We start from the raw sequence: 18,759 nt of genomic DNA, 5'->3' as shown, positions 1-18,759 counted from the left end.
TCCCCCATGGCGCGGCACCGTAGCCCGAAAGGACGACCCCCGGAACGAGCGAACGGCACTCTCGCGCGCATAGAAGCAGCGAGAGTGCCGCTCGATCACGTGGGGAGGGGCCTCAGTGGCACGCCGTCGGCTCGGTCGCCGGCAGATCGAGCGCCGGATTGCCGTCGAAGAACCCGGTCGGCCGCAGCATGAAGCCGATCGTGGACACCGGCATCACCGGCCAGTCCTCCGGCCGCACCACGTGGTGGGCGCCGAACGTGTACCAGACCACGACGTCCGTGCCCTCCAGCGCACGGTCGCCGTCGAGGTAGTGCGGCAGTCCCGAACCGACCGGGGCCTGGAGCGGGTAGTCGCCCGCGGCGAACCGCTGCGCCGGGTCGTGCGCGGTGACCCACACCGTGTGCTCGGTGAAGCCGGAGCGCGGGGCGAACACGGCGTCGGGCGAGTACATCGGGGGCACCGTCGAGCCGGGCATCAGCGCGTAGGCGGTGGGCGCACCCGTCGGGCCGGTCTCCGTGGCGCTCTCGATCTTCCAGAAGCGCGCCTTCGACGGCGCGGTGTCCCGCGCCCCGACGGCCTCGGAGGTGATGGGCGTCCTCGTCGTGACCCACGCGTTCCCGTGCGGGTTCGCCGGACCGGGCGGGGAGGGCACGGAGTCGATCTCGGTGACCGTGTTGGCGGGCCCGTCGACCGTCATGTCCAGGCGCACGCAGAAGAAGTGCTGGTGGTTCGGCCCGTACAGGCCCGGCGCGACGAGCGTGCCGTGCTCGGGCACGGTGCCGACCGGCACGGCGCCCGTGGAGATCACGCCGGAGAGCTTGACCTCGTACTCGATCATGCCGTCGTTGTAGAGGTACCAGAAGTAGCCGTACTCGTAGTTCCCGACGGTGACGATCGACGAGATGACCAGCCGACGCCGACGGCGGACCTCGACCTTCTCGGTGCGGAAGTCCGTGTGCTTCCACGCGATCCCGGTGTCCTCCTCGTGCATGCAGATCGCGTTCGGGATGACGACGGCGCCACCGTCCTGGTCGTTCACGATCCCGTCGAAGTACCGGATGTGCCCGACGCAGTCGCAGCCCAGCGTCAGCGGGTTGGCGAGCCACCCGACGCCGTACTCGCCCTGGTCGAAGACGTTCTTGAACCGGTGGGTCGGCGCCGGGTCGCCGTAGGGCACGTACATCTCGGCGAGCGACGCGCGGTGCAGGACCGGGCGGCGGGTCCCGCGGTCGTCGTAGGAGACGTCGTGGAGCACCAGGCCCTCGCGCGGGGTGAACCCGAGGCGCAGGTGCCACTTCTGCCAGCTCACGGCGTGGCCGTCGACGGTGAACGACGGTCCCTCGGGCTGCGTGATCTCGATCGGCTTGACGTCGTCGCGGATCGTCTCCACCCGCGGGACGTTCGCCGGGTCGTGGATCCACGGCTGCTCGTAGTTGGCGGGCTGCGGGGGCAGGTCGACGATCCCGAGGTCCTCCACCTCGACGACCTCCCGCAGGTCGAGGTCGACCGTCACGATCAGGCCGTCGACCGGGCGGGCGTAGCCGTGCTCGCCGGGGGCACTCCGCATCCACGTGAGCGGCCGGACGATGCGCCGAGCCGACGGGTCGTCCTCGGGCCCGGTCCACGACGAGGCCCACGGGTCGATCATCGCGAGGTCGAAGTCGGTGATCCCGCGTCGGCGCATCGCCTCCTGCCAGCGCGGGTCGGCGCGGACGATGTCCTCGGTCGCGAAGAACTCCTCCGCCATGACCGGGGCCTGCACACCGGGTCGCGGGGTCCACGCGAGGACGGTGCCCTCGGTGAGCGAGACGACGGCCTCGTAGAGCGTCTTCTCGGCGCGCTCGTAGAGCACGAGCTCGGCCTCGCGCGGCAGCTCCCACGCCCCGCCGGGTCGAGCTCCGCTCCGCTGCGTCTCCCACGACGCCAGGTCGGCCTTCGACGGCTCGTGCAGATGGATGAACACGAATCGGGCGGAGGGGCCGAGCCCGCGGGCGTCCTTGAGGATCGTCGACGCCGCGGTCACCTCCTCCGCCGTCAACGGCTCCAGCGGGTGCCCGACGACGACCTGGGGTTCCTCGAGTGCGGTCATGCGACGACCTCCTGCGGGGTGTCGAGCTCGGGGTCGGTGAGGGAGAAATGTCCGAGTCCGGCGTACACGGCCGGTTTCCTCGCACGCAAGACCAGGGCGGTGACCACGCCGGCCAGGAAGATCACCAGCGGCACGTACGGCAGCAGGGTGATGAAGGGGACGCCCTCGGCGGCGGCGAGCTCGGCGCGGTTGTCGACCAGCAGGTAGCAGGCGCCCACCATGGCGGCGCATCCCAGGACCGGCGCCACCAGGGTGCTCCAGACCCGGAAGCCGTCCCGGCCCGTCGTCAGGAAGTAGCGGACGATCGCGACGCACACCAGGGCCTGCACGGCGAGGATGCCGAGCACCCCGAGCAGGGGCGACCACGTCCCGAGCTTGGTCAGCGCGCCCTCGGTGGACGGGTCGTAGAGGACGAAGCCGAGGCAGTAGAGGGCGACGAGGACGGTGGTCGTGAGCGAGGCGACGGCCGGGCTGCGGTGCTTCGAGGTGCGGGCCAGGGCGCGGGGCAGGACGCCCTCCCGGCCCAGCGCGAACAGGTAGCGGTTCGCGGTGTTGAAGAAGGCCATCGCGCACGCGAACGAGCTGGTGACCGCCAGGATCTCGATGACCACCGTCAGCCAGCCGCCGACGAAGCGGTCCGAGAGCGGGTAGAACGCCGAGGCGACGACGCCGTTCAGCTGGTCGGACACGGCCTGGACGGAGCCGGTCAGACCCCAGCCGGTGACGAAGGCGTACGAGACGATCATGTAGAAGACGCCGAGGCCGATCACCGAGCCGTACGTCGCGATCGAGGCGATCCGGTGCGGCTCCCGGGACTCCTCGGCGTAGTTCGGGGCCATCTCGAAGCCGACCCAGGACCAGAACGCCGCGAACAGCGCGATGCCGGCCGCGGTCGTCCCGAAGATCTGCAGCGCGCCGGGATTGCCGAACACCTCGGCCGGGTTGAACGGGGCCGCGGAGAAGCCCTCCGCGCCACCCTGGACGAACACCGCGACCGAGAGGACCGCCAGCGCGAGGACCTCGGCGACCAGCATGACCCCGAGCACCTTCGCCGTGAGCTCGATGTGGAACCAGGCGAGCAGGCTCATGATCGCGAGCCCGACCGCCATCCAGACCCAGGCGGGGATCGCCACCCCGGTGAAGGTCTCGACGGTCGAGGCCGCGAAGTACCCCATCACCCCGATCACGGCGCCGACGAAGACCATGTAGCAGAGCGCGATGAGCAGGCCCGCCCCCAGGCCGATCACGCGCCCGAGACCGCGGCTGACGAACGTGTAGAAGCCCCCGGCGCTCGTCACCCGCCGCGACATGGCGATGTAGCCGACGGAGAAGATCGTCAGCGACACCGTGGCGATGAGGAAGGCCGCGGGGGTCGCCCACCCGCCGCCGTTCACCGCGACCGGGACGTTGAACAGCATGGCGGTCAGCGGCGCGGCGCCGGTGACGATGCAGAACAGGACGGACGGGAGTCCCAGGGCGTTGTCGGCGAGCCGACCGGGGCTCTCCGCAGGGGCGACGGGTGGGGCGGTGGCGGTCATCGCGCTCCTCGTGAGGCGGGGCGGGGCGCGTCCACTCTCGGAAGGTCGTGTGTCGCCCGTGTCACCGCCACGTCAACGCGCAAGCCCCTGACCAGCACGAACAGGACCATTCGGACGGCTGGTGACGGCGGGTGCCCGACCGGTCGCGCAGTGCCGCTACGGGTCCCCGCCCGCCGCGACGCGGAGCAGGACGTCGGCGTGACAGGCCTCGTCCGCGGCGCACCAGCAGGCCAGGTCGTGCCCGGCGAGTTCCTCGCGTACCTGCTCGACGAGCTCCGGGTGCTCGGCGAGCCACCGCCGGTAGACCGCGATCATCAGGTCGCGGTCGAGCGTGACCCGCTCGCCGCCCACCTCGACGGACCCGCCGAGCTTGAACGGGCTCCCCCACGCCGACGGACGCGCGACCGTGATCGTCCCCTCCGGCTTGCGCCACCCCTTCGAACGCCTCAGCTGGATCCGGTCCGGCACGCCTCCCCCAACGAGTTCAGCAGCCGGTCGACGTCGTCGTCGTCCGAGTACGGCGCGAGGCCGATGCGCAGCGCCCCGTCGTCGCCGAGGCCCAGCCGGCGCGACGCCTCGAGCGCGTAGAACGACCCGGCCGGAGCGAAGACGCCGTGGTCGGCGAGGAACGCCGCGGCGCGCGCCTCGCCGCCCGGGACCTGCACCAGCAACGTCGGGGTCCGGTGCGCGGCGCGACTGCGCACCTCGACGCCCGGCAGCGCCGCCAGACCCTCCTCGATGCGGACCCGCAGTCGGTCCTCGTGCGCCTCGACCGCCGCCATCCCGGCGACGAGCCGCTCCCGACGGCTGCCGTGCTCCGGCCCGAGGGAGGCCAGCACGTCGACGGCCGCCGTGGTCCCGGCGAGCAGCTCGTAGGGCAGCGTGCCGAGTTCGAGGCGCTCGGGGACGGCGTCCGTCGACGGGAGGAGCTTGTCCGGGCGCAGGATCTCCAGGAACGCCGGATCGGCCGCGAGCACGCCGCAGTGCGGGCCGAGGAACTTGTAGGGCGAGCACAGCAGCACGTCCGCGCCCAGGGCGGCGACGTCGATCGCGGCGTGGGCGGTGAGGTGCACCGCGTCCACGACGAACAGGGCGCCCGCGGCGTGCACCTGCTCGGCGATCGCGGGCAGGTCCGGCCGGGTGCCGACGAGGTTCGACGCACCGGTGACCGCGACAATCCGCGTGCGGTCGGACAGGACCGTGCCGACCTCGTCGAGCTCGGTGGTGTCGGGGTCGAACTCCAGCCACCGGACCGTCGCGCCGGCCCGCTCGGCGGCGAGCACCCACGGCCGGATGTTGGCGTCGTGGTCCAGGCGGGTCACGACGATCTCGTCGCCCGGGCCCCAGTCGCGGGCGAGCGTGCGGGCGAGGTCCATCGTCAGCGCCGTCATCGAGCGGCCGAAGACGATGCCGCCCGGGTCGGCGGCGAGCAGGTCGGCCATCGCCTGCCGGGCGGTGAGCACGACCAGCTCCGCGTTCCGCGCGGCCGCGTAGGACGTCCCGCGGTTCGCGATCGGCGCGGTCAGGGTCTCTCCCACCGCCCGTGCGACCTCGACCGGCACCTGCGAGCCGCCCGGCCCGTCGAAGTGCGCGTAGCCCGCGTCGAGAGCCGGGAAGCGCGCTCGCAGCGCGGCGACGTCGTAGGTGGGCGGCACGACGGTCACGCTAGCCCCGCAGGCCGCAGGGCGTTCACCCGTTGTGAGTACCAGGAGGTTTCGAGGTAACGATTGAGGACCATCCTGCGGATACACGCACGACGAACGGCGCGATGGTCGCGCCGAACGGGAGCGGGGTGGACGAGATGGACGCAGGACTCGTGCAGGACGAGCGCCGGAACCCGGCCACGACCACGCACCGCAACCTGTCCTCGGTCCCGCAGGCCACCGAGCGCCCCCGCCCGCGGTGGCGCGAGGCCGTCGGCGCCTCCGTACTGTTGTCGGTCCTCGACACCGTGCGCGCCGAGGAGACCGCGGCCACCGCGTAGGCCCGATCGGGAGCGGGAACAACGACCGTCGGACGCGAGGTCGACCGACGGGAGTCCCAGATCAGTACGCCCACCGCCGCGCGCCGCGGACTGCGCGGCCCGGCCGCCGCCGTCGTCGTGGCGCTCGCCTTCCTCGTCACGATGCTCGGCGCGACGCTGCCGACCCCGCTCTACCCGCTCTACGAGCGCGAGCTCGGCTTCGGCCAGGTCGTCGTCACGCTGATCTTCGCGACGTACGCGGTCGGCGTGGCCGCGGCGCTGCTCCTGTTCGGCCGGCTGTCCGACCAGCTCGGCCGCCGCGCGGTCCTGCTCCCCGGCCTCGCGCTCGCCGCGATCTCGAGCGCGGTCTTCCTCATCCCGGACAGCGTCACCGCCCTCTTCGTCGGACGACTGCTCTCCGGGCTGTCCGCGGGCATCTTCACCGGGACCGCCACCGCGACGCTGGTCGACCTCGCACCGGAGGGCAGGCAGGCCCGGTACAGCCTCGTCGCCGCCTGCGTGAACATGCTCGGTCTCGGGCTCGGGCCCGTCGTCGCGGGAGCACTCGCCGAGTTCGCGCCCCTGCCGCTGTTCCTGCCCTACGCGGTGCACATCGTCCTGGTCCTGCTCACGGCCGTGGGCGCCTACCTGGTGGCCGAGCCGATCGAGACGCCGGACGGCCCCGTCTCCTGGGCGCCGCAGAAGCTCGGCGTCCCGTCCGAGGTGCGCGGTGTGTTCGTCGGCGCCGCCGTCGCGGGCTTCGCCGGGTTCGCCGTGCTCGGTCTCTTCACCGCCGTCTCGCCGGCCTTCCTCAGCCAGGTCCTGCGGGTGGAGAACCACTTCGTCGGCGGCCTGGTCGTGTTCACCCTGCTCGGCTTCTCGACGATCGGTCAGGTCGCCTCGTCGCGGCTGTCCCTGCGGCCCGCGCTGCTGACCGGGTGCGTCGCCCTCGTCGTGGGCGTGCTGCTCGTCGGGCTGTCGGTCGCGCTCCCGTCGCTCTGGGTCCTGCTCGTCGGGGCGGCCGTCGCGGGGATCGGGCAGGGCATGTCGTTCCGGGCCGGGCTCGGCGCGGTCAACACCGGGACGCCACCGGAGCGGCGCAGCGAGGTCGCGTCGAGCTTCTTCCTGGTGCTCTATGTGGCCATCTCGCTCCCGGTGATCGGCGAGGGCATCGCGTCCGCCGCCTTCGGGCTCGTGACGGCGGGTGTGGTCTTCTCCGTGATCGTGGCCGTCATCGCCGCGATCGCCTTCGGCGCCCTGCTCCGCCAGCGGATGGACTAGCCGACCGCGGCGAGCACCCGCTCCGCGGTCGGGCCGTCCCACGCGACCAGGTCGCGGAGTTCCATGACGCGCCGCCGGCCGGCGAGCAGCAGGACCATGGCGACGGCATCGGCCTCCAGCGTCTCGGCCGCGCCGTGACCCGTCGTCGGGAAGGACCGGTCGATGACGGCCGCGCCGTCGCCCGCCCGGACGACCACCCGCAGGCTCGACGCCCGGAGTTCCGGCGTGCACGCGAGCAGCCGCGGGAGGGTCCCGACGACGAGCCGGCAGGCCTGGACCGCAGCGGGCTCGGCCTCGTCGGGGTCGAGGTCGCGGTCGAGCGCCGCGAGCAGGTCGTGGGTGTGCAGGCACATGTCGAGGCACTGCGCGGCCAGGGCCTCGCCGCGCGGTGCCGCGTGCGTCAGCTCCCGGCCGGCGCGGACGTGGGCGGCGGCGAGTTCCTCGCGCATCCGGTCGGGGTCGGTGGGGTGGCCGCCGGTGAGGTGGGTGACCAGGTCGGCGACGTCGGTGCCCCCGGTGTCCAGGGCGGCACACGCCCGCGCCCGGTCGGTCCGGCCGAGCGGGCGGGTCCAGTCGGGGGCCGCGAGGCCGTCGACCACGTCCTCGGTGGTGTCCCAGAGCTCCAGCAACGACCGCGTCGCCCCGTCCATGGCGATCGCCTCCCGCTCGTCGGCGAGCGTCCACCGTAAGTGACCCAGACCACACCCGGCAACGATCGGACGCACGCCTTGCCCCGCCGATCGCGCCGTGTTGTGGTCGGGGTCCCTGCGACGAAGGAGTCCGCGTGCCCGTGCGACGCCAGCTCCCCCGCTACGCCGACCTGAAGCCGCTGGTGCGGGTCCGGCCGCCGCGGCTGGACCCGACCCGGCGCCGGCTGGAGTCGTCGTTCACCGTCGCCGACCTGCGCGTGGCGGCGCGGAAGCGAGCGCCCCGGGCGGTGTTCGACTACGTCGACGGTGCCGCCGAGCAGGAGATCGGGCTGCGGCGGGCGCGCGAGGCGTTCTCCCGGGTCGAGTTCTCGCCGCGGGTGCTGCGCGACGTCGGCACGATCGACACCACGACGACGATCCTCGGCGAGTCCGCGTCGATGCCGGTGATCCTCGGACCGACCGGCTTCACACGCATGGCGCACCACGAGGGCGAGCGCGCCGTGGTGCGCGCGGCGGAGTCGGCCGGCGTGCCCTACGCGCTCTCCACGATGGGCACCACGTCGATCGAGGCGTTCCGGGACGAGGCACCGCTCGCGCGCCACTGGTTCCAGCTCTACCTGTGGAACGACCGCGACGCCTCCGGCGAGCTCGTCGAGCGCGCTCGCAAGGCCGGCTACGACACGCTCGTGCTCACCGTCGACACCCCGGTCCCCGGGGCGCGCCTGCGGGACAACCACAACGGCCTGACGATCCCGCCGTCGCTCACCGCCCGGACGTTGCTCGACATGGCGCGCCACCCCGCCTGGTGGGCGAACGTGCTGACCACCGAGCCGCTCACCTTCGCGTCGCTGAACTCCTGGAACGGCACGGTCGCCGAGCTCGTCACGCACATGTTCGACCCGACGGCGGTCGCCCGGGACGTCACCTGGCTGCGCGAGCAGTGGCCCGGGCACCTGGTGGTCAAGGGCATCCAGCACCCGGACGACGCGAAGGCGGTCGTCGACCTCGGCGCGGACGGCGTCGTGGTGTCCAACCACGGCGGCCGCCAGCTCGACCGCGCCCCGGTGCCACTGGAGATCCTCCCCGACGTCGTCGCCGCCGTGGGCGGCCGCGCGAGCGTCTTCGTGGACACGGGCGTGATGAGCGGCGCGGACGTCGTCGCCGCGAAGGCGTTCGGGGCGGACGCGGTGGTGGTCGGGCGCGCCTACATGTACGGGCTGATGGCCGGCGGCGAGGCCGGCGTGACCCGCATGCTGGACATCCTGCGCGCCGAGATGGAGCGCACCCTCGCGCTCATGGGCGTGCCGCGGATGGACGACCTGGACCCGTCGCGGGTGCGTCTGCGGCCCGCCTGAGCCGGTCGGCGAGGTCGCGGATCCGCCCGCGGAGCTCGTCCGGCGCCTCGACCTCGAACGGGGCGCCGAGCCCGGCGAGCACGCCGGGCACCCAGTCCAGGCTCTCGACCTGCATCGTCACCCGCACCCAGTCGTCGGGGAGCTCCTCGAGCACGGCCAGCCCGGCCGGCACGCTCTTCCTGACGACGGGTGCGGGCGCCTGCACCCGCACGCGCACCTCGTGGCGCCGCGGGAGCCCGGCGAGGCCGGTGAGGAGCCGGTCGGTGGGGTCGAGGTCCGGCGGCACCTCGAACGTGCCCGGCACGATCGTCGCGCGTCCGATCCGGTCGAGCCGGAACGTCCGCACCTCGCCGCTCGCGGAGTCGGCACCGGTGGCGTACCAGCGCCCCCCGTGCGCGACCAGGCCGTACGGGTGCAGTGTCCGGACACCTCGCCCGGCGTAGCGGATCTCGACCGGACGGTGGTCCCGGGCCGCCTCGGCCACCGTCAGCAGCACCCCGGTCTCCGGGCTGACGCCCGCGCGTTCGGGCAGGGTCAGCTCGACGGTCCCCAGGAGCGCGTCCAGCCGGTCCGCGAGGGCCCGGGGCAGGACCCGGCGGACCTTCGCGGCCGCACTGTCCGCCGCGTCGGGCACGACGCCGGCCCGCTGCCCCGCGACCAGGCCGACGAGGGTCGCGAGCGCCTCGGCGTCGGTGAGCATGAGCGGTGGCATCCGGAAGCCCGGCGCGAGGTGGTAGCCGCCGTAGCGGCCCCGGACCGACCGCACCGGCACGTCGAGGTCCTGCAGGTGCTCCACGTACCGGCGCACCGTGCGCTCGTCGACGCCGAGCCGTCCGGCCAACGTCGCCACGGTGTGCGTGCCCCCGGTCTGCAGGACCTCGAGGAGGGCGAGGACGCGCGCCGTCGGCCGGGTCACGGCGGGCAGGTTACCGGGCGGCTCCCGCCCGGTATCCCCGATCGACGGCGGGCGGTGCGCCGTCTAGCGTCGCCCGGCGTGGCGCTCGCCGACGTCTGGGTCGTGGCCGGAGCACCGGGAGCGGGCAAGTCGACCGTCGCCGCCCGGCTGGCCGATCGCCTCGTCCCGCACCCGGCGCTGCTCGACAAGGACACGCTCTACGGCGGGTTCGTCGGCGCGACCCTCAGGGCGGCCGGTCGCGACGACGGCGAGCGCGAGGGCCCCTGGTACGACGAGCACGTCAAGGTCCACGAGTACGGCGGCATGACCGCGACGGCGCGTGAAATCCGCCGCCACGGCTGCCCGATCCTGCTGGTCGCGCCGTTCACCGGCCAGATCCGCGACCCGGCGCGCTGGTCGACGTGGGTCGAGGAGCTGGGCGGACCCGCGGTGCACCTGGTGTGGGCGCGGATCGACCCGGCGACGTTGCGGGCCCGCCTGGAGGCCCGCGGACGTCCCCACGATGCGGGCAAGCTCGCCGACTTCGACGCCTTCGTCGCCCGGATGCAACCCGACGTCCCGCCGCCCGTGCCGCACCTCGCGGTGGACTCCGGGGACGACCTCGCGACCTTCGGATGACGACGGGCGGCGGGCGACGGCCCTAGCGTGCCGGCATGGACGCACACCGGGTCGGCGCCCTGTTCCGGGCGACGCAGCCGCTGTACATCGTCGTCGAGCTCCTGGTGGCGGCCGTGGCGGCTCCGTACGACCTCGTCACGAGCACCATCAGCGAGCTCGGGGTCGCGGCGGTGTCGCCCGAGCACGCCGTCATCAACGGGGCGTTCGTGCTGTTCGGGGTGACGCTCACACTCGGCGCCGTGCTGGGGGAGCGACCGTCGCGCACCGCGCGCGTGCTGTGGGTGATCGCCGGGCTGTCGTCGGTCGCGACCGGCCTCGCCCCGCTGGACACCGCCCCGGTCGCCCACTTCGTCGTCTCCACCCCGGTCTTCCTGGCGCAGCCGGTCGCTCTGCTGCTCACCGGTCTCGCGGTCCGCAGCCGGACGGCCGCGGCGCTCGGGGTCGTGAGCATCGTCGCGAGCGCGGTGTTCCTCCTCGGCCTCGCCCCGGAGCTCGGGGGACTGCTCGAACGGCTCGCCCTCTGGCCCGGCTACCTCGTGCTCGGCGTGCTCGGGGTGCGGACGCTCGCGAGGGCGTCGGCGGCCAGCGCCGGGTAGTCCTTCCCGACGGCGGGTGTGGTCCGGAGGTCCTGCACGAACTGGGCCTGCGCCTCGAGGTTCAGCCCGTCGAAGCGGTCGGTGCCGGCGGCCCGCCAGTCGTAGCCGGTGCGCGAGTACTGCGCGCGGATCGCGTCGAGGACGTAGCGGGCCCCGAGCCGTCGGAACTGCCACACGTGCACGGCCTCGTGGACGAGCAGCCCCGGGGAGGTGTGGCCCTTGAGGTGGATCGTCGTCCCGAGCGTGACCGGGCGCGGGCTCAGCCCCAGGAGCCCGGCGCGCCCGGGGACCACGACGATCTCGTCGAGATCCAGACCGTCCTGGAAGACCGGCGCGAGGACGGACCGCTCGGCGATCGAGAGACCGCGCCGGACGCGCCCGCCCGCGGCGTCACCGGCACGGAGCAACAGCCCGGCGACGCCATCACGCATCCGGGCCATCGGAATCACGCACCCCCGTCGTCGGGAAGTTGAAACCTGCCACAATGGCGGACAACACGGCGGGACTCTGGCGGGAGCAGCACCGATGAGCATCGAACGGCCGGCCTCACCCAAGGCCCCGGCCACGATCGACCGGACCCGGGCGAGCATCGCGCGGGTCTACGACTGTGCGCTGGGCGGCAAGGACAACTTCGAGGCCGACCGCGAGGTCGTCGAGAAGCTCAAGACGGTCGCGCCCGAGATCGAGCAGTTCACGGTCGACCATCGCCAGTTCCTCATCCGCGTCACCCGTTTCATCGCCGGGCAGACCGGCATCCGCCAGTTCCTCGACCTCGGCTCCGGGCTGCCGACCGCGGAGAACACCCACCAGGCCGCGCAACGCATCGCGCCGGACGCCCGGGTGGTCTACGTGGACAACGACCCGTCCGTCGTCGCGCACGGCCGCGCACTGCTCGAGGAGAACGACCTCACCCGCTTCTCGCCGGCGGACCTGACGAAGCCCGAGGAGGTGCTGGCGGACCCGATCATCCGCGAGCTCATCCACTTCGACCAGCCGCTCGCCCTGCTGATGCTCGGCACCCTCCACCACTACGTCGGCGAGCGCCCGCCCAGCGACATCATGAAGACGTACATCGACGCCCTGCCCTCGGGCTCGTACGTCGCGCTCTCGCACTTCTACGACCCGCAGGACGAGAACTCCGCCCTCGCCCGCCGCATGGAGGACGTCTTCGTGCACAGCCCCCTGGGCAGCGGCGTCTTCCGCACACGCGACGAGATCCTCGGGATGCTCCCGGGGCTCGAGCTGATCGAGCCGGGCTTCTCGCTGCTCGTCGACTGGTGGCCCGACGGCCCCCGCCTGCAGGACCTCCTGCCGGCGCAGAAGTGTCTCGCGGGTGCCGTGGGTCGCAAGCCCTAGATCCTTCCCGACGACGGGTGCGAGGCTCCTGCCCGAGCCGTCCGACGACGGCCTCTCCCGACGAGAGTGACGCCGTACCGGGACCTCGACAAGACGGCGCTCTGCGTGAGGGGTGCCGTCATGGCGTGGGTCGTGCTGGTCGTGTCCGGGGTGCTCGAGGCGGTGTGGGCCACCGCGCTCGGGAAGACCCAGGGGCTCTCGAGGATCACCCCGCTCGTCGTGTTCGCGGTCGCGGTGGTCGCGAGCATGGTCGGGCTGGGGTACGCGATGCGGGACCTGCCGACGGGCACGGCGTACGCGGTGTGGGTCGGGATCGGCGCGGTGGGCACCGTCGCGTACGCGATGGCCACCGGGGACGAGCCCTTCACCGCGGTCAAGGCGCTGCTGCTCGGCGGCATCGTGGCGTGCGTGATCGGACTGAAGGTCCTGCACTGATTCCGTTCGGTGACACTTTGCTCGACTGATCGAGTGACGCCGGATCGTCCGGTGGCGGCCGATGATTGCTCTGTGTACATCAACTGAGGAGCCTGGCCGTGACGGAGTCACGAGAGGGCGGAGCAGAGCCATGGACCAGCGCGTCATCAACCCGTGGGAGTGGTCGATCGCCTACGGCTTCCAGCAGGCCGTGGAGGTCACCGGCGAGCAGCGGACGCTCTACTGCTCGGGGCAGACGTCCGTGGACAAGGACGGGCACCCGCAGCACGAGGGCGACATGACCGCGCAGGCCCACCTCGCCCTGGACAACCTGGAGACGGTCCTCGGCGACGCCGGGATGTCGCCGGAGAACATCGTCCGGCTCAACGTATACACCACCGACGTGGACGCCTTCTTCGGCGCGTCGGAGAGCCTGGGCGAGCGGATGGGCCGCACCGGCTACGTCGTCACCATGACGCTGCTCGGCGTCGCGCGCCTCGCCTTCCCCGAGCTCCTGCTCGAGATCGAAGCGACAGCGGTGGCCTGACCGTGGAGCGGACCGGCACGGGCACGGCGGCCCTCGCGCTCCTCACGCTGGCGAACCTCGCCGACCTGGTGAGCATCGGGTTCGTCGGCACCCCGGGGAACCCTGCCTGGTTCATCGTCCCGGGCTTCGTGTTGTCGGTGGTCGGGCTCGTGGCGACCGTGCCGGCCTGGCGCGGCCGCCCGGCGGCGGTCGCGGTCGTGTTCACCACACGCGCCGTCTCGACGCTGATGGCCCTCCCCTACTACCTCCTCGGCGAACAACCCGACTACGTCCGCACCGGGCTGGCCGTCGGCATGCTGGTCAGCCTCGTGGGGCTGATCCTGGTCGTCGTGTGGTGGCGGAAGGCCGCCGTCCCGGCGTGACAGTCCCCTCGCGTCGGCGGTGATCGCCGGGCAGGGTGGCCGATGTGTACCTCGAGATCGCCGACGACGGTGTCAGCCTCCACCAGCCCGAGCGCGTGAACGACCTGTACGCCTCGTACAAGCAGCGGCTCACGCCCGCCCGGCTGCACGAGGTCATGGCCGAGCACGCGGGCGGAGAGCTCCTGCCCGACGGCAACCACGTGATGATCCCGGTGGAGACCCTCCGCCGGCTCGCCGCCGGGCGGGTGCCCGAGGGCTGGGAGTCGGACTTCGAGGGCATGCTCTCCTACGCCCGGTCCAAGGACTGGATGAACGACGACGGCACCGCGGTCCGCGCGCACCTCGAACGGGAGATGTGACTGTCGCGGCGGTGACACACCGGGTGTGACGACGGCGCCGGACCGATCCGCCGTCGTCCACGAGGCTTCTCGCACCGGCCGCACGAGGCGGCCGACCCCACCGAGGAGTCGTCATGACCCAGTTCGTCGCGCCCGAGCCCCCCGCCGCCACCACGAACGGCGTCGAAGTCGGGTCCCGCCCCGTGGAGGCGTCGCCGCCGAAGCGCCGGAAGGCCGGCCCGATCCTGTCGATCGTGTTCGGCGTGATCGCGGTGATCTTCGGCCTCATCCAGCTGTTCGGCCTGTTCGGTCCGAAGGTCGTGGACTCGTCGGCCGTGGCGAGCGAGATCCAGAGCCGCGTCTCCACCGGGCTCGCGACGTGCTCGGAGGACCTGCCCGCGAAGGTCGGCGCGACGATCTCGTGCTCGGTGCTCGACGGCGCCGACACCTACAACGTCCGCGCGACCGTGACCGCCGTGGACGGCGACAACGTCCGGTACGACCTCGAGCAGATGTGAGCTCCGCTCAGGTGAGCACTTGTTGTCGCTATGGCGACAGCAAGGCTCACCTGCTCCGCACATGACGTCCTCCGTTGCGTCGCGCACACGGCCGGACCGGGTCGACCTACGCGGCATTCCCATTGCGTCACGCAACACCTGTGGCGGCGGAGCGCCGCTCGCCGTGCAAGATCTCGTTCTGCCGCGCGGAGTGGGGCGCGGACCGAGCGGTCCGCTCTGCTCGTCAGGATCTTCATTCCCGACGACCGGCGGAGCTCCGGTTCGCGTCTCGGCCGCCTCCCGCGTTGCGTCACGCAACGTCCGCGTCGGGAGGCGCCACCCGCTCCGACCGTGTGCGCCCCGCAACGGCCCCACCGGGCACCACCCCGCACTCCAGCCGTGTGCGCCCCGCAACGCCGTCGCTCACCTACCCCCACCCGCCGTCGGGACGGTCAGCGATCGCGCCGGACCGCACCCGGCGTCGTCCCCGACCGCTTCCGGAAGACCCGGTTCATGTGGCTCTGGTCGGCGAACCCGCAGGACGAGGCGACCTCGGGGAGCGGGGTGTCGGTGCGCTCGAGGAGCAGGCGTGCCCGTTCCATCCGGCGGCGCAGCACGAACTCGTGCGGCGTCGTCCCCGTGGAACCGCGGAACTGCCGTGCGAAGTGGAACTTGCTGAGGCCCACCGCGCCGGCGAGTTCGTCGAGCGTGAGCCGGCGGTCCAGGTGGGACCGGACGTAGTCCCGGACGAGGTGCTCCTGCCGGGCCGTCAGGCGCTCGGGCGAGTCCGGCGTGCGGAACACGATGTTGGCGTGCCGGCGCAGGATCGACACCGACATGGCCGTCGTCAGGGAGTCCACGAGGAGCTCGCTGCCGACCCCGCCCTGCGCGGCCTCCTGCGCGATCGCCATGGCCGTGCGGTGGATCGACGGGTCGTCGGCCTTGATCGTGTCGTGCAGCTCGACCTCCTCGACCTCGCGCCCGTACATCTCCCGGCAGGTCGAGGCGAGCTGGTCGTGGGTCAGGTAGACGTGCACGACCTCGATCGGCCGGTCCCACCGCCAGTGCGAGTCCGCGGCCCGGGTGAGCAGCGAGACGTCACCGGGCCGGAGCTGCTCGTGGTGCCACCCGTGGTCGATCCGTCGTCGCATGTCGGTGGCGCCCCGGTGGTAGGCCACCACCATGAAGTCCCGCATCGCGGGCACCTCGACGTCGGAGTCGCGGTAGCGGTATCCACGGACCGACACCCCGTCCCAGGCGTCGTCCGGGCTCCGGACGGTCACCTCGCCCGGGACCCAGGTGGGCAGCTGGTCGGGCACGATCAGCTGCTCGCCCATGGCCGAGCCCCCTCGCCGTCACGCACGCCCGACCGACCACGGTAGACGTGAGCCCGGTCACTCGCCAAGGCCCGCAAGGACGTCCAACGTCGCCGTCGCATCGTCCAAGCCGACGGGTGCGTCCCGGGGTCACCGTCTCGGTGTCCAGCCGGGAGGAGCGACGCCGATGACCGAGACCACGACCGGTCCACCTGCCACGAGCACCGTCGACGCGGTGATCATCGGGGCCGGGTTCTCCGGCCTCTACATGCTGCACAAGCTGCGCGACGAGATGGGGCTGCACGCCCGGGTGTTCGAGACCGGCGACGGCGTCGGCGGCACCTGGTACTGGAACCGGTACCCCGGTGCCCGGTCCGACTCGGACTCCTACATCTACGGCTTCACCTTCGACCGGGACCTCTGGGAGTCCTGGGAGTGGAGCGAGCGCTACCCGGAGTCCCACGAGATCCGCGGCTACCTCGAGCACGTCGCCGACCGCTTCGACCTGCGTCGGGACATCACGTTCGGCACGCGGGTGGTCTCGGCGACCTACGACGAGGACAGCCACTGGCGCGTCGTCACCGATCAGGGCGAGACCGTCACGGCCACGTACGTGATCTCGGCGGTCGGCGCGCTCTCGGCGTCCAACACCCCGCCGTTCGAGGGCATCGACACGTTCGCCGGCCCGACCTTCCACACCGGGCACTGGCCGCACGAGGGCGTGGACTTCACCGGGCAGCGGGTCGGGATGATCGGCTCCGGGGCGAGCGCCGTGCAGGCCACGCCGTTGATCGCTGCTCAGGCGAGCGAGCTCACGGTCTTCCAGCGGACCGCGAACTACATCATCCCGGCGAACAACGGGCCGGTGGACCCGCAGGTGAAGGCCGAGCGCCGGGAGGACTGGGCCGGCATCCGCGAACGGATCCAGCAGTCCAACTTCGGGTTCGAGCTGTACCTGCAGGAGAAGGGCGCGGCCGAGGTCTCCGACGACGAGCGCGAGGCGCTGCTCGAGGACTTCTGGAACCGCGGCGGGTTCCACATCTGGCTCGGGTCCTACGCGGACATCTTCTTCTCCACCGAGGCCAACGACCTGGTGCGACGATTCCTGGACCGCAAGATTCGCGAGACGGTGCACGACCCGGCGACCGCGGATCTCCTCGTGCCGAGCGGCTATCCCTTCGGCTGCAAGCGCAACCCGTTGGACTCCGGCTACTTCGAGACCTTCAACGAGCCCCACGTCCACCTGGTCGACGTGAAGACGAACCCGATCGCGGCGATCACCGGAAGCGGTCTGCGGCTCGCCGACGGGGCCGAGTTCGAGTTCGACGCCCTCGTCCTGGCGACCGGGTTCGACGCCATGACCGGCCCGCTGAATCGCATCGACATCCGCGGACGTGGCGGGCAGCTGCTCCGGGAGAAATGGGCGGAGGGTCCGCGCACCTATCTGGGCCTGATGAGCCACGACTTCCCGAACCTGTTCACCATCACGGGCCCGCAGAGCCCGTCGGTGCTCTCGAACATGCCGGTCTCGATCGAGCAGCACGTCGACCTCGTCGGCCGGATCATCGTCGACCTGCGGGAGCGCGGGGCGTCGGAGATCGAGCCGACGAAGGAGGCCGAGGACGCCTGGTGCACGTACAACGCGGAGATCGCGAACGCGACGCTCTTTCCGACCGCCGACACCTGGTACATGGGCGCCAACATCCCCGGCAAACCCCGGCAGTTCCTGCCGAACCTCGACTTCGTCGGCCCGTACCGGGCCAAGTGCGACCAGATCGCCGCGAACGGTTGGGAGGGCTTCGCCATCGACGGCGTGGCCACGCCGGCGGGCGACCACGTCTACCGATGGGCCTTGGCATCATGAGTGCGATCGAGAACCCCTTCTACTCCCCGGAGTTCCACGGCGAGTACGACCTCGTCAGCATCGGACGGTTGGACCTCGAGGAGGGCGGCTCGATCCCGGACTGCCACCTCGCGGTGGCGACGTTCGGGTCGCCGCAGAATCCGCCGATCCTGGTGACCACCTGGTACTCGGGCAGCCACCAGATCTTCCGTGAGCAGTACATCGGCGAGGGGCACGCGCTCGATCCCTCCCGCTACTTCGTCGTCGTGGTCGACCAGATCGGCAACGGCCTGTCGACCTCCCCGCACAACGCCTCGGGCGCGAACGCCGACATCGCGATGTCCGCGTTCCCGCACGTCCGGATCGGCGACGACGTCGTCGCGCAGGAGCGGTTGCTGCGCGAGCACTTCGGCATCGAGCGGCTCGAGCTCGTCGTCGGCGGGTCGATGGGCGCGCAGCAGACCTACGAATGGGCGGTCCGGTTCCCGGACAAGGTCCGGCGCGCGGCCCCGATCGCGGGCACCGCACAGAACACCGACCACGACTTCCTGTTCACCCGGGTCCTCGCCGAGGCGATCACGACCGATCCCGGCTTCGCCGGTGGCGAGTACACGTCGAACGCTGACGTCGTCGCCGGACTCGAGCGCCACGCGCGCATCTGGGGCGTCATGGGCTTCTCCACGGAGTTCTGGAAACAGCGCGTCTACACCGGACTCGGGTTCGACGACATGGACGCGTTCCTCGCGGGGTTCCTGCAGCCCTACTTCACGGCGATGGACCCGAACGACCTGCTCTGCATGGCCTGGAAGTGGCAGCGCGGCGACGTCGCCCGGCACACCGGCGGCGACCTCGCCGCCGCGCTCGGACGCATCACGGCCACGACCTTCGTCATGCCGATCAGCGAGGACATGTTCTTCCCGGTGCGCGACTGCGCCGCCGAGCAGGGCCTGGTGAAGGGCTCCGAACTGCGGGTCGTCGACGACGTCCTCGGTCACCTCGGGCTGTTCGCCGTGAACCCCGACTTCATGCCGCAGGTCGACCGACACCTGCGCGAACTCCTCGAGACACCTGGGAGATGAC

General features: G+C 72.1%; 21 protein-coding genes and 1 riboswitch. Of the genes, 13 read left to right on the top strand and 8 right to left on the bottom strand.

Features of this window, described 5'->3' with window-relative positions; translation table 11 throughout:
• Window positions 1-112: 112 nt before the first annotated feature.
• The 4 genes from QRT03_RS04210 to QRT03_RS04195 all read right to left on the bottom strand — a co-directional run bounded on the left by QRT03_RS04210 (window position 113) and on the right by QRT03_RS04195 (window position 5,282).
• Window positions 113-2,089, bottom strand: a complete 1,977-nt coding sequence (locus tag QRT03_RS04210; RefSeq protein WP_286051254.1) for a primary-amine oxidase — start codon at window positions 2,087-2,089, stop codon at window positions 113-115.
• Complete coding sequence (locus tag QRT03_RS04205) at window positions 2,086-3,627, bottom strand: APC family permease (RefSeq protein WP_286051253.1); 1,542 nt, start codon at window positions 3,625-3,627, stop codon at window positions 2,086-2,088. The genes QRT03_RS04210 and QRT03_RS04205 overlap by 4 nt, the downstream gene beginning before the upstream one ends.
• Window positions 3,628-3,783: 156 nt before the next feature.
• Complete coding sequence (locus QRT03_RS04200) at window positions 3,784-4,095, bottom strand: DUF4326 domain-containing protein (RefSeq protein ID WP_286051252.1); 312 nt, start codon at window positions 4,093-4,095, stop codon at window positions 3,784-3,786.
• The gene (locus tag QRT03_RS04195; protein WP_286051251.1) at window positions 4,074-5,282 is read right to left on the bottom strand and encodes a cysteine desulfurase-like protein; all 1,209 of its coding nucleotides are present in this window, start codon (window positions 5,280-5,282) and stop codon (window positions 4,074-4,076) included. The genes QRT03_RS04200 and QRT03_RS04195 overlap by 22 nt, the downstream gene beginning before the upstream one ends.
• Before the next feature lie 146 nt (window positions 5,283-5,428).
• Here QRT03_RS04195 and QRT03_RS04190 point away from each other — a divergent pair, with 146 nt between their 5' ends.
• Window positions 5,429-5,611 carry a hypothetical protein gene (locus QRT03_RS04190; protein ID WP_286051249.1) on the top strand — a complete coding sequence of 61 codons (183 nt, stop codon included), beginning with the start codon at window positions 5,429-5,431 and terminating at the stop codon, window positions 5,609-5,611.
• A gap of 117 nt (window positions 5,612-5,728) precedes the next feature.
• The gene (locus QRT03_RS04185; protein WP_286051248.1) at window positions 5,729-6,871 is read left to right on the top strand and encodes an MFS transporter; all 1,143 of its coding nucleotides are present in this window, start codon (window positions 5,729-5,731) and stop codon (window positions 6,869-6,871) included.
• Here QRT03_RS04185 and QRT03_RS04180 read toward each other — a convergent pair.
• Window positions 6,868-7,521 (bottom strand): hypothetical protein, encoded by a 654-nt coding sequence (locus QRT03_RS04180; RefSeq protein ID WP_286051247.1) that lies wholly within the window; start codon window positions 7,519-7,521, stop codon window positions 6,868-6,870. The two genes, QRT03_RS04185 and QRT03_RS04180, sit on opposite strands and share 4 nt — an antisense overlap.
• 134 nt (window positions 7,522-7,655) lie before the next feature.
• On the opposite strand from QRT03_RS04180, the gene QRT03_RS04175 reads away from it, so the two are divergent.
• Window positions 7,656-8,876, top strand: coding sequence for an alpha-hydroxy acid oxidase (locus tag QRT03_RS04175; RefSeq protein WP_286051246.1), 1,221 nt, complete (start codon window positions 7,656-7,658; stop codon window positions 8,874-8,876).
• On the opposite strand, the gene QRT03_RS04170 is transcribed toward QRT03_RS04175, so the two are convergent.
• Window positions 8,815-9,792 carry a helix-turn-helix transcriptional regulator gene (locus QRT03_RS04170; RefSeq protein WP_286051245.1) on the bottom strand — a complete coding sequence of 326 codons (978 nt, stop codon included), beginning with the start codon at window positions 9,790-9,792 and terminating at the stop codon, window positions 8,815-8,817. The two genes, QRT03_RS04175 and QRT03_RS04170, sit on opposite strands and share 62 nt — an antisense overlap.
• 78 nt (window positions 9,793-9,870) lie before the next feature.
• Between QRT03_RS04170 and QRT03_RS04165 the strand changes: the two genes are divergently transcribed.
• Together QRT03_RS04165 and QRT03_RS04160 are read left to right on the top strand one after the other, a co-directional pair.
• Window positions 9,871-10,410, top strand: a complete 540-nt coding sequence (locus tag QRT03_RS04165) for a P-loop nucleotide/nucleoside kinase family protein (RefSeq protein ID WP_286051244.1) — start codon at window positions 9,871-9,873, stop codon at window positions 10,408-10,410.
• 35 nt (window positions 10,411-10,445) lie between these two features.
• Window positions 10,446-11,006 carry a DUF998 domain-containing protein gene (locus QRT03_RS04160; protein ID WP_286051243.1) on the top strand — a complete coding sequence of 187 codons (561 nt, stop codon included), beginning with the start codon at window positions 10,446-10,448 and terminating at the stop codon, window positions 11,004-11,006.
• Here QRT03_RS04160 and QRT03_RS04155 read toward each other — a convergent pair.
• Entirely contained in the window at window positions 10,940-11,437 is a 498-nt protein-coding gene (locus tag QRT03_RS04155) for a hypothetical protein (RefSeq protein ID WP_286051242.1), read from the bottom strand. The two genes, QRT03_RS04160 and QRT03_RS04155, sit on opposite strands and share 67 nt — an antisense overlap.
• A 94-nt stretch (window positions 11,438-11,531) precedes the next feature.
• Here QRT03_RS04155 and QRT03_RS04150 point away from each other — a divergent pair, with 94 nt between their 5' ends.
• From QRT03_RS04150 to QRT03_RS04125, 6 genes are all read left to right on the top strand, one after another.
• Window positions 11,532-12,362 carry an SAM-dependent methyltransferase gene (locus QRT03_RS04150; RefSeq protein WP_286051240.1) on the top strand — a complete coding sequence of 277 codons (831 nt, stop codon included), beginning with the start codon at window positions 11,532-11,534 and terminating at the stop codon, window positions 12,360-12,362.
• 31 nt (window positions 12,363-12,393) lie between these two features.
• Window positions 12,394-12,465: riboswitch (guanidine-III (ykkC-III) riboswitch) on the top strand.
• 17 nt (window positions 12,466-12,482) lie between these two features.
• Window positions 12,483-12,797, top strand: a complete 315-nt coding sequence (locus QRT03_RS04145) for a DMT family transporter (RefSeq protein WP_286051239.1) — start codon at window positions 12,483-12,485, stop codon at window positions 12,795-12,797.
• Window positions 12,798-12,927: 130 nt separating this feature from the next.
• Window positions 12,928-13,323 carry a RidA family protein gene (locus QRT03_RS04140; RefSeq protein WP_286051238.1) on the top strand — a complete coding sequence of 132 codons (396 nt, stop codon included), beginning with the start codon at window positions 12,928-12,930 and terminating at the stop codon, window positions 13,321-13,323.
• A gap of 2 nt (window positions 13,324-13,325) precedes the next feature.
• Entirely contained in the window at window positions 13,326-13,685 is a 360-nt protein-coding gene (locus tag QRT03_RS04135) for a hypothetical protein (RefSeq protein WP_286051237.1), read from the top strand.
• 44 nt (window positions 13,686-13,729) lie between these two features.
• Entirely contained in the window at window positions 13,730-14,044 is a 315-nt protein-coding gene (locus tag QRT03_RS04130) for a hypothetical protein (RefSeq protein ID WP_286051236.1), read from the top strand.
• 113 nt (window positions 14,045-14,157) lie between these two features.
• Window positions 14,158-14,541, top strand: a complete 384-nt coding sequence (locus QRT03_RS04125; protein WP_286051235.1) for a DUF4333 domain-containing protein — start codon at window positions 14,158-14,160, stop codon at window positions 14,539-14,541.
• A gap of 431 nt (window positions 14,542-14,972) precedes the next feature.
• Here the strand turns inward: QRT03_RS04125 and QRT03_RS04120 are convergent, their stop codons facing one another.
• Window positions 14,973-15,857: an AraC family transcriptional regulator gene (locus QRT03_RS04120; protein ID WP_286051234.1), complete on the bottom strand. Its 885-nt coding sequence runs from the start codon at window positions 15,855-15,857 to the stop codon at window positions 14,973-14,975.
• Between the two features lie 166 nt (window positions 15,858-16,023).
• Here QRT03_RS04120 and QRT03_RS04115 point away from each other — a divergent pair, with 166 nt between their 5' ends.
• Window positions 16,024-17,700, top strand: coding sequence for a flavin-containing monooxygenase (locus tag QRT03_RS04115; protein WP_286051233.1), 1,677 nt, complete (start codon window positions 16,024-16,026; stop codon window positions 17,698-17,700).
• Window positions 17,697-18,758, top strand: coding sequence for an alpha/beta fold hydrolase (locus tag QRT03_RS04110; RefSeq protein WP_286051232.1), 1,062 nt, complete (start codon window positions 17,697-17,699; stop codon window positions 18,756-18,758). The genes QRT03_RS04115 and QRT03_RS04110 overlap by 4 nt, the downstream gene beginning before the upstream one ends.
• Window position 18,759: the final 1 nt, after the last annotated feature.

Source organism: Actinomycetospora termitidis (assembly GCF_030286555.1).
GTDB lineage: Bacteria > Actinomycetota > Actinomycetes > Mycobacteriales > Pseudonocardiaceae > Actinomycetospora > Actinomycetospora termitidis.
This window is presented reverse-complemented; position numbering and strand designations above follow the sequence as displayed.

Bases quoted from the DNA above. Each gene is read 5' to 3' on its own strand.
- QRT03_RS04210 (WP_286051254.1), bottom strand. From the start codon at position 2,089: ATGACCGCACTCGAGGAACCCCAGGTCGTCGTCGGGCACCCGCTGGAG.
- QRT03_RS04205 (WP_286051253.1), bottom strand. From the start codon at position 3,627: ATGACCGCCACCGCCCCACCCGTCGCCCCTGCGGAGAGCCCCGGTCGG.
- QRT03_RS04190 (WP_286051249.1), top strand. From the start codon at position 5,429: ATGGACGCAGGACTCGTGCAGGACGAGCGCCGGAACCCGGCCACGACC.
- QRT03_RS04180 (WP_286051247.1), bottom strand. From the start codon at position 7,521: ATGGACGGGGCGACGCGGTCGTTGCTGGAGCTCTGGGACACCACCGAG.
- QRT03_RS04160 (WP_286051243.1), top strand. From the start codon at position 10,446: ATGGACGCACACCGGGTCGGCGCCCTGTTCCGGGCGACGCAGCCGCTG.
- QRT03_RS04155 (WP_286051242.1), bottom strand. From the start codon at position 11,437: ATGCGTGATGGCGTCGCCGGGCTGTTGCTCCGTGCCGGTGACGCCGCG.
- QRT03_RS04150 (WP_286051240.1), top strand. From the start codon at position 11,532: ATGAGCATCGAACGGCCGGCCTCACCCAAGGCCCCGGCCACGATCGAC.
- QRT03_RS04145 (WP_286051239.1), top strand. From the start codon at position 12,483: ATGGCGTGGGTCGTGCTGGTCGTGTCCGGGGTGCTCGAGGCGGTGTGG.
- QRT03_RS04140 (WP_286051238.1), top strand. From the start codon at position 12,928: ATGGACCAGCGCGTCATCAACCCGTGGGAGTGGTCGATCGCCTACGGC.
- QRT03_RS04125 (WP_286051235.1), top strand. From the start codon at position 14,158: ATGACCCAGTTCGTCGCGCCCGAGCCCCCCGCCGCCACCACGAACGGC.
- QRT03_RS04120 (WP_286051234.1), bottom strand. From the start codon at position 15,857: ATGGGCGAGCAGCTGATCGTGCCCGACCAGCTGCCCACCTGGGTCCCG.
- QRT03_RS04115 (WP_286051233.1), top strand. From the start codon at position 16,024: ATGACCGAGACCACGACCGGTCCACCTGCCACGAGCACCGTCGACGCG.
- QRT03_RS04110 (WP_286051232.1), top strand. From the start codon at position 17,697: ATGAGTGCGATCGAGAACCCCTTCTACTCCCCGGAGTTCCACGGCGAG.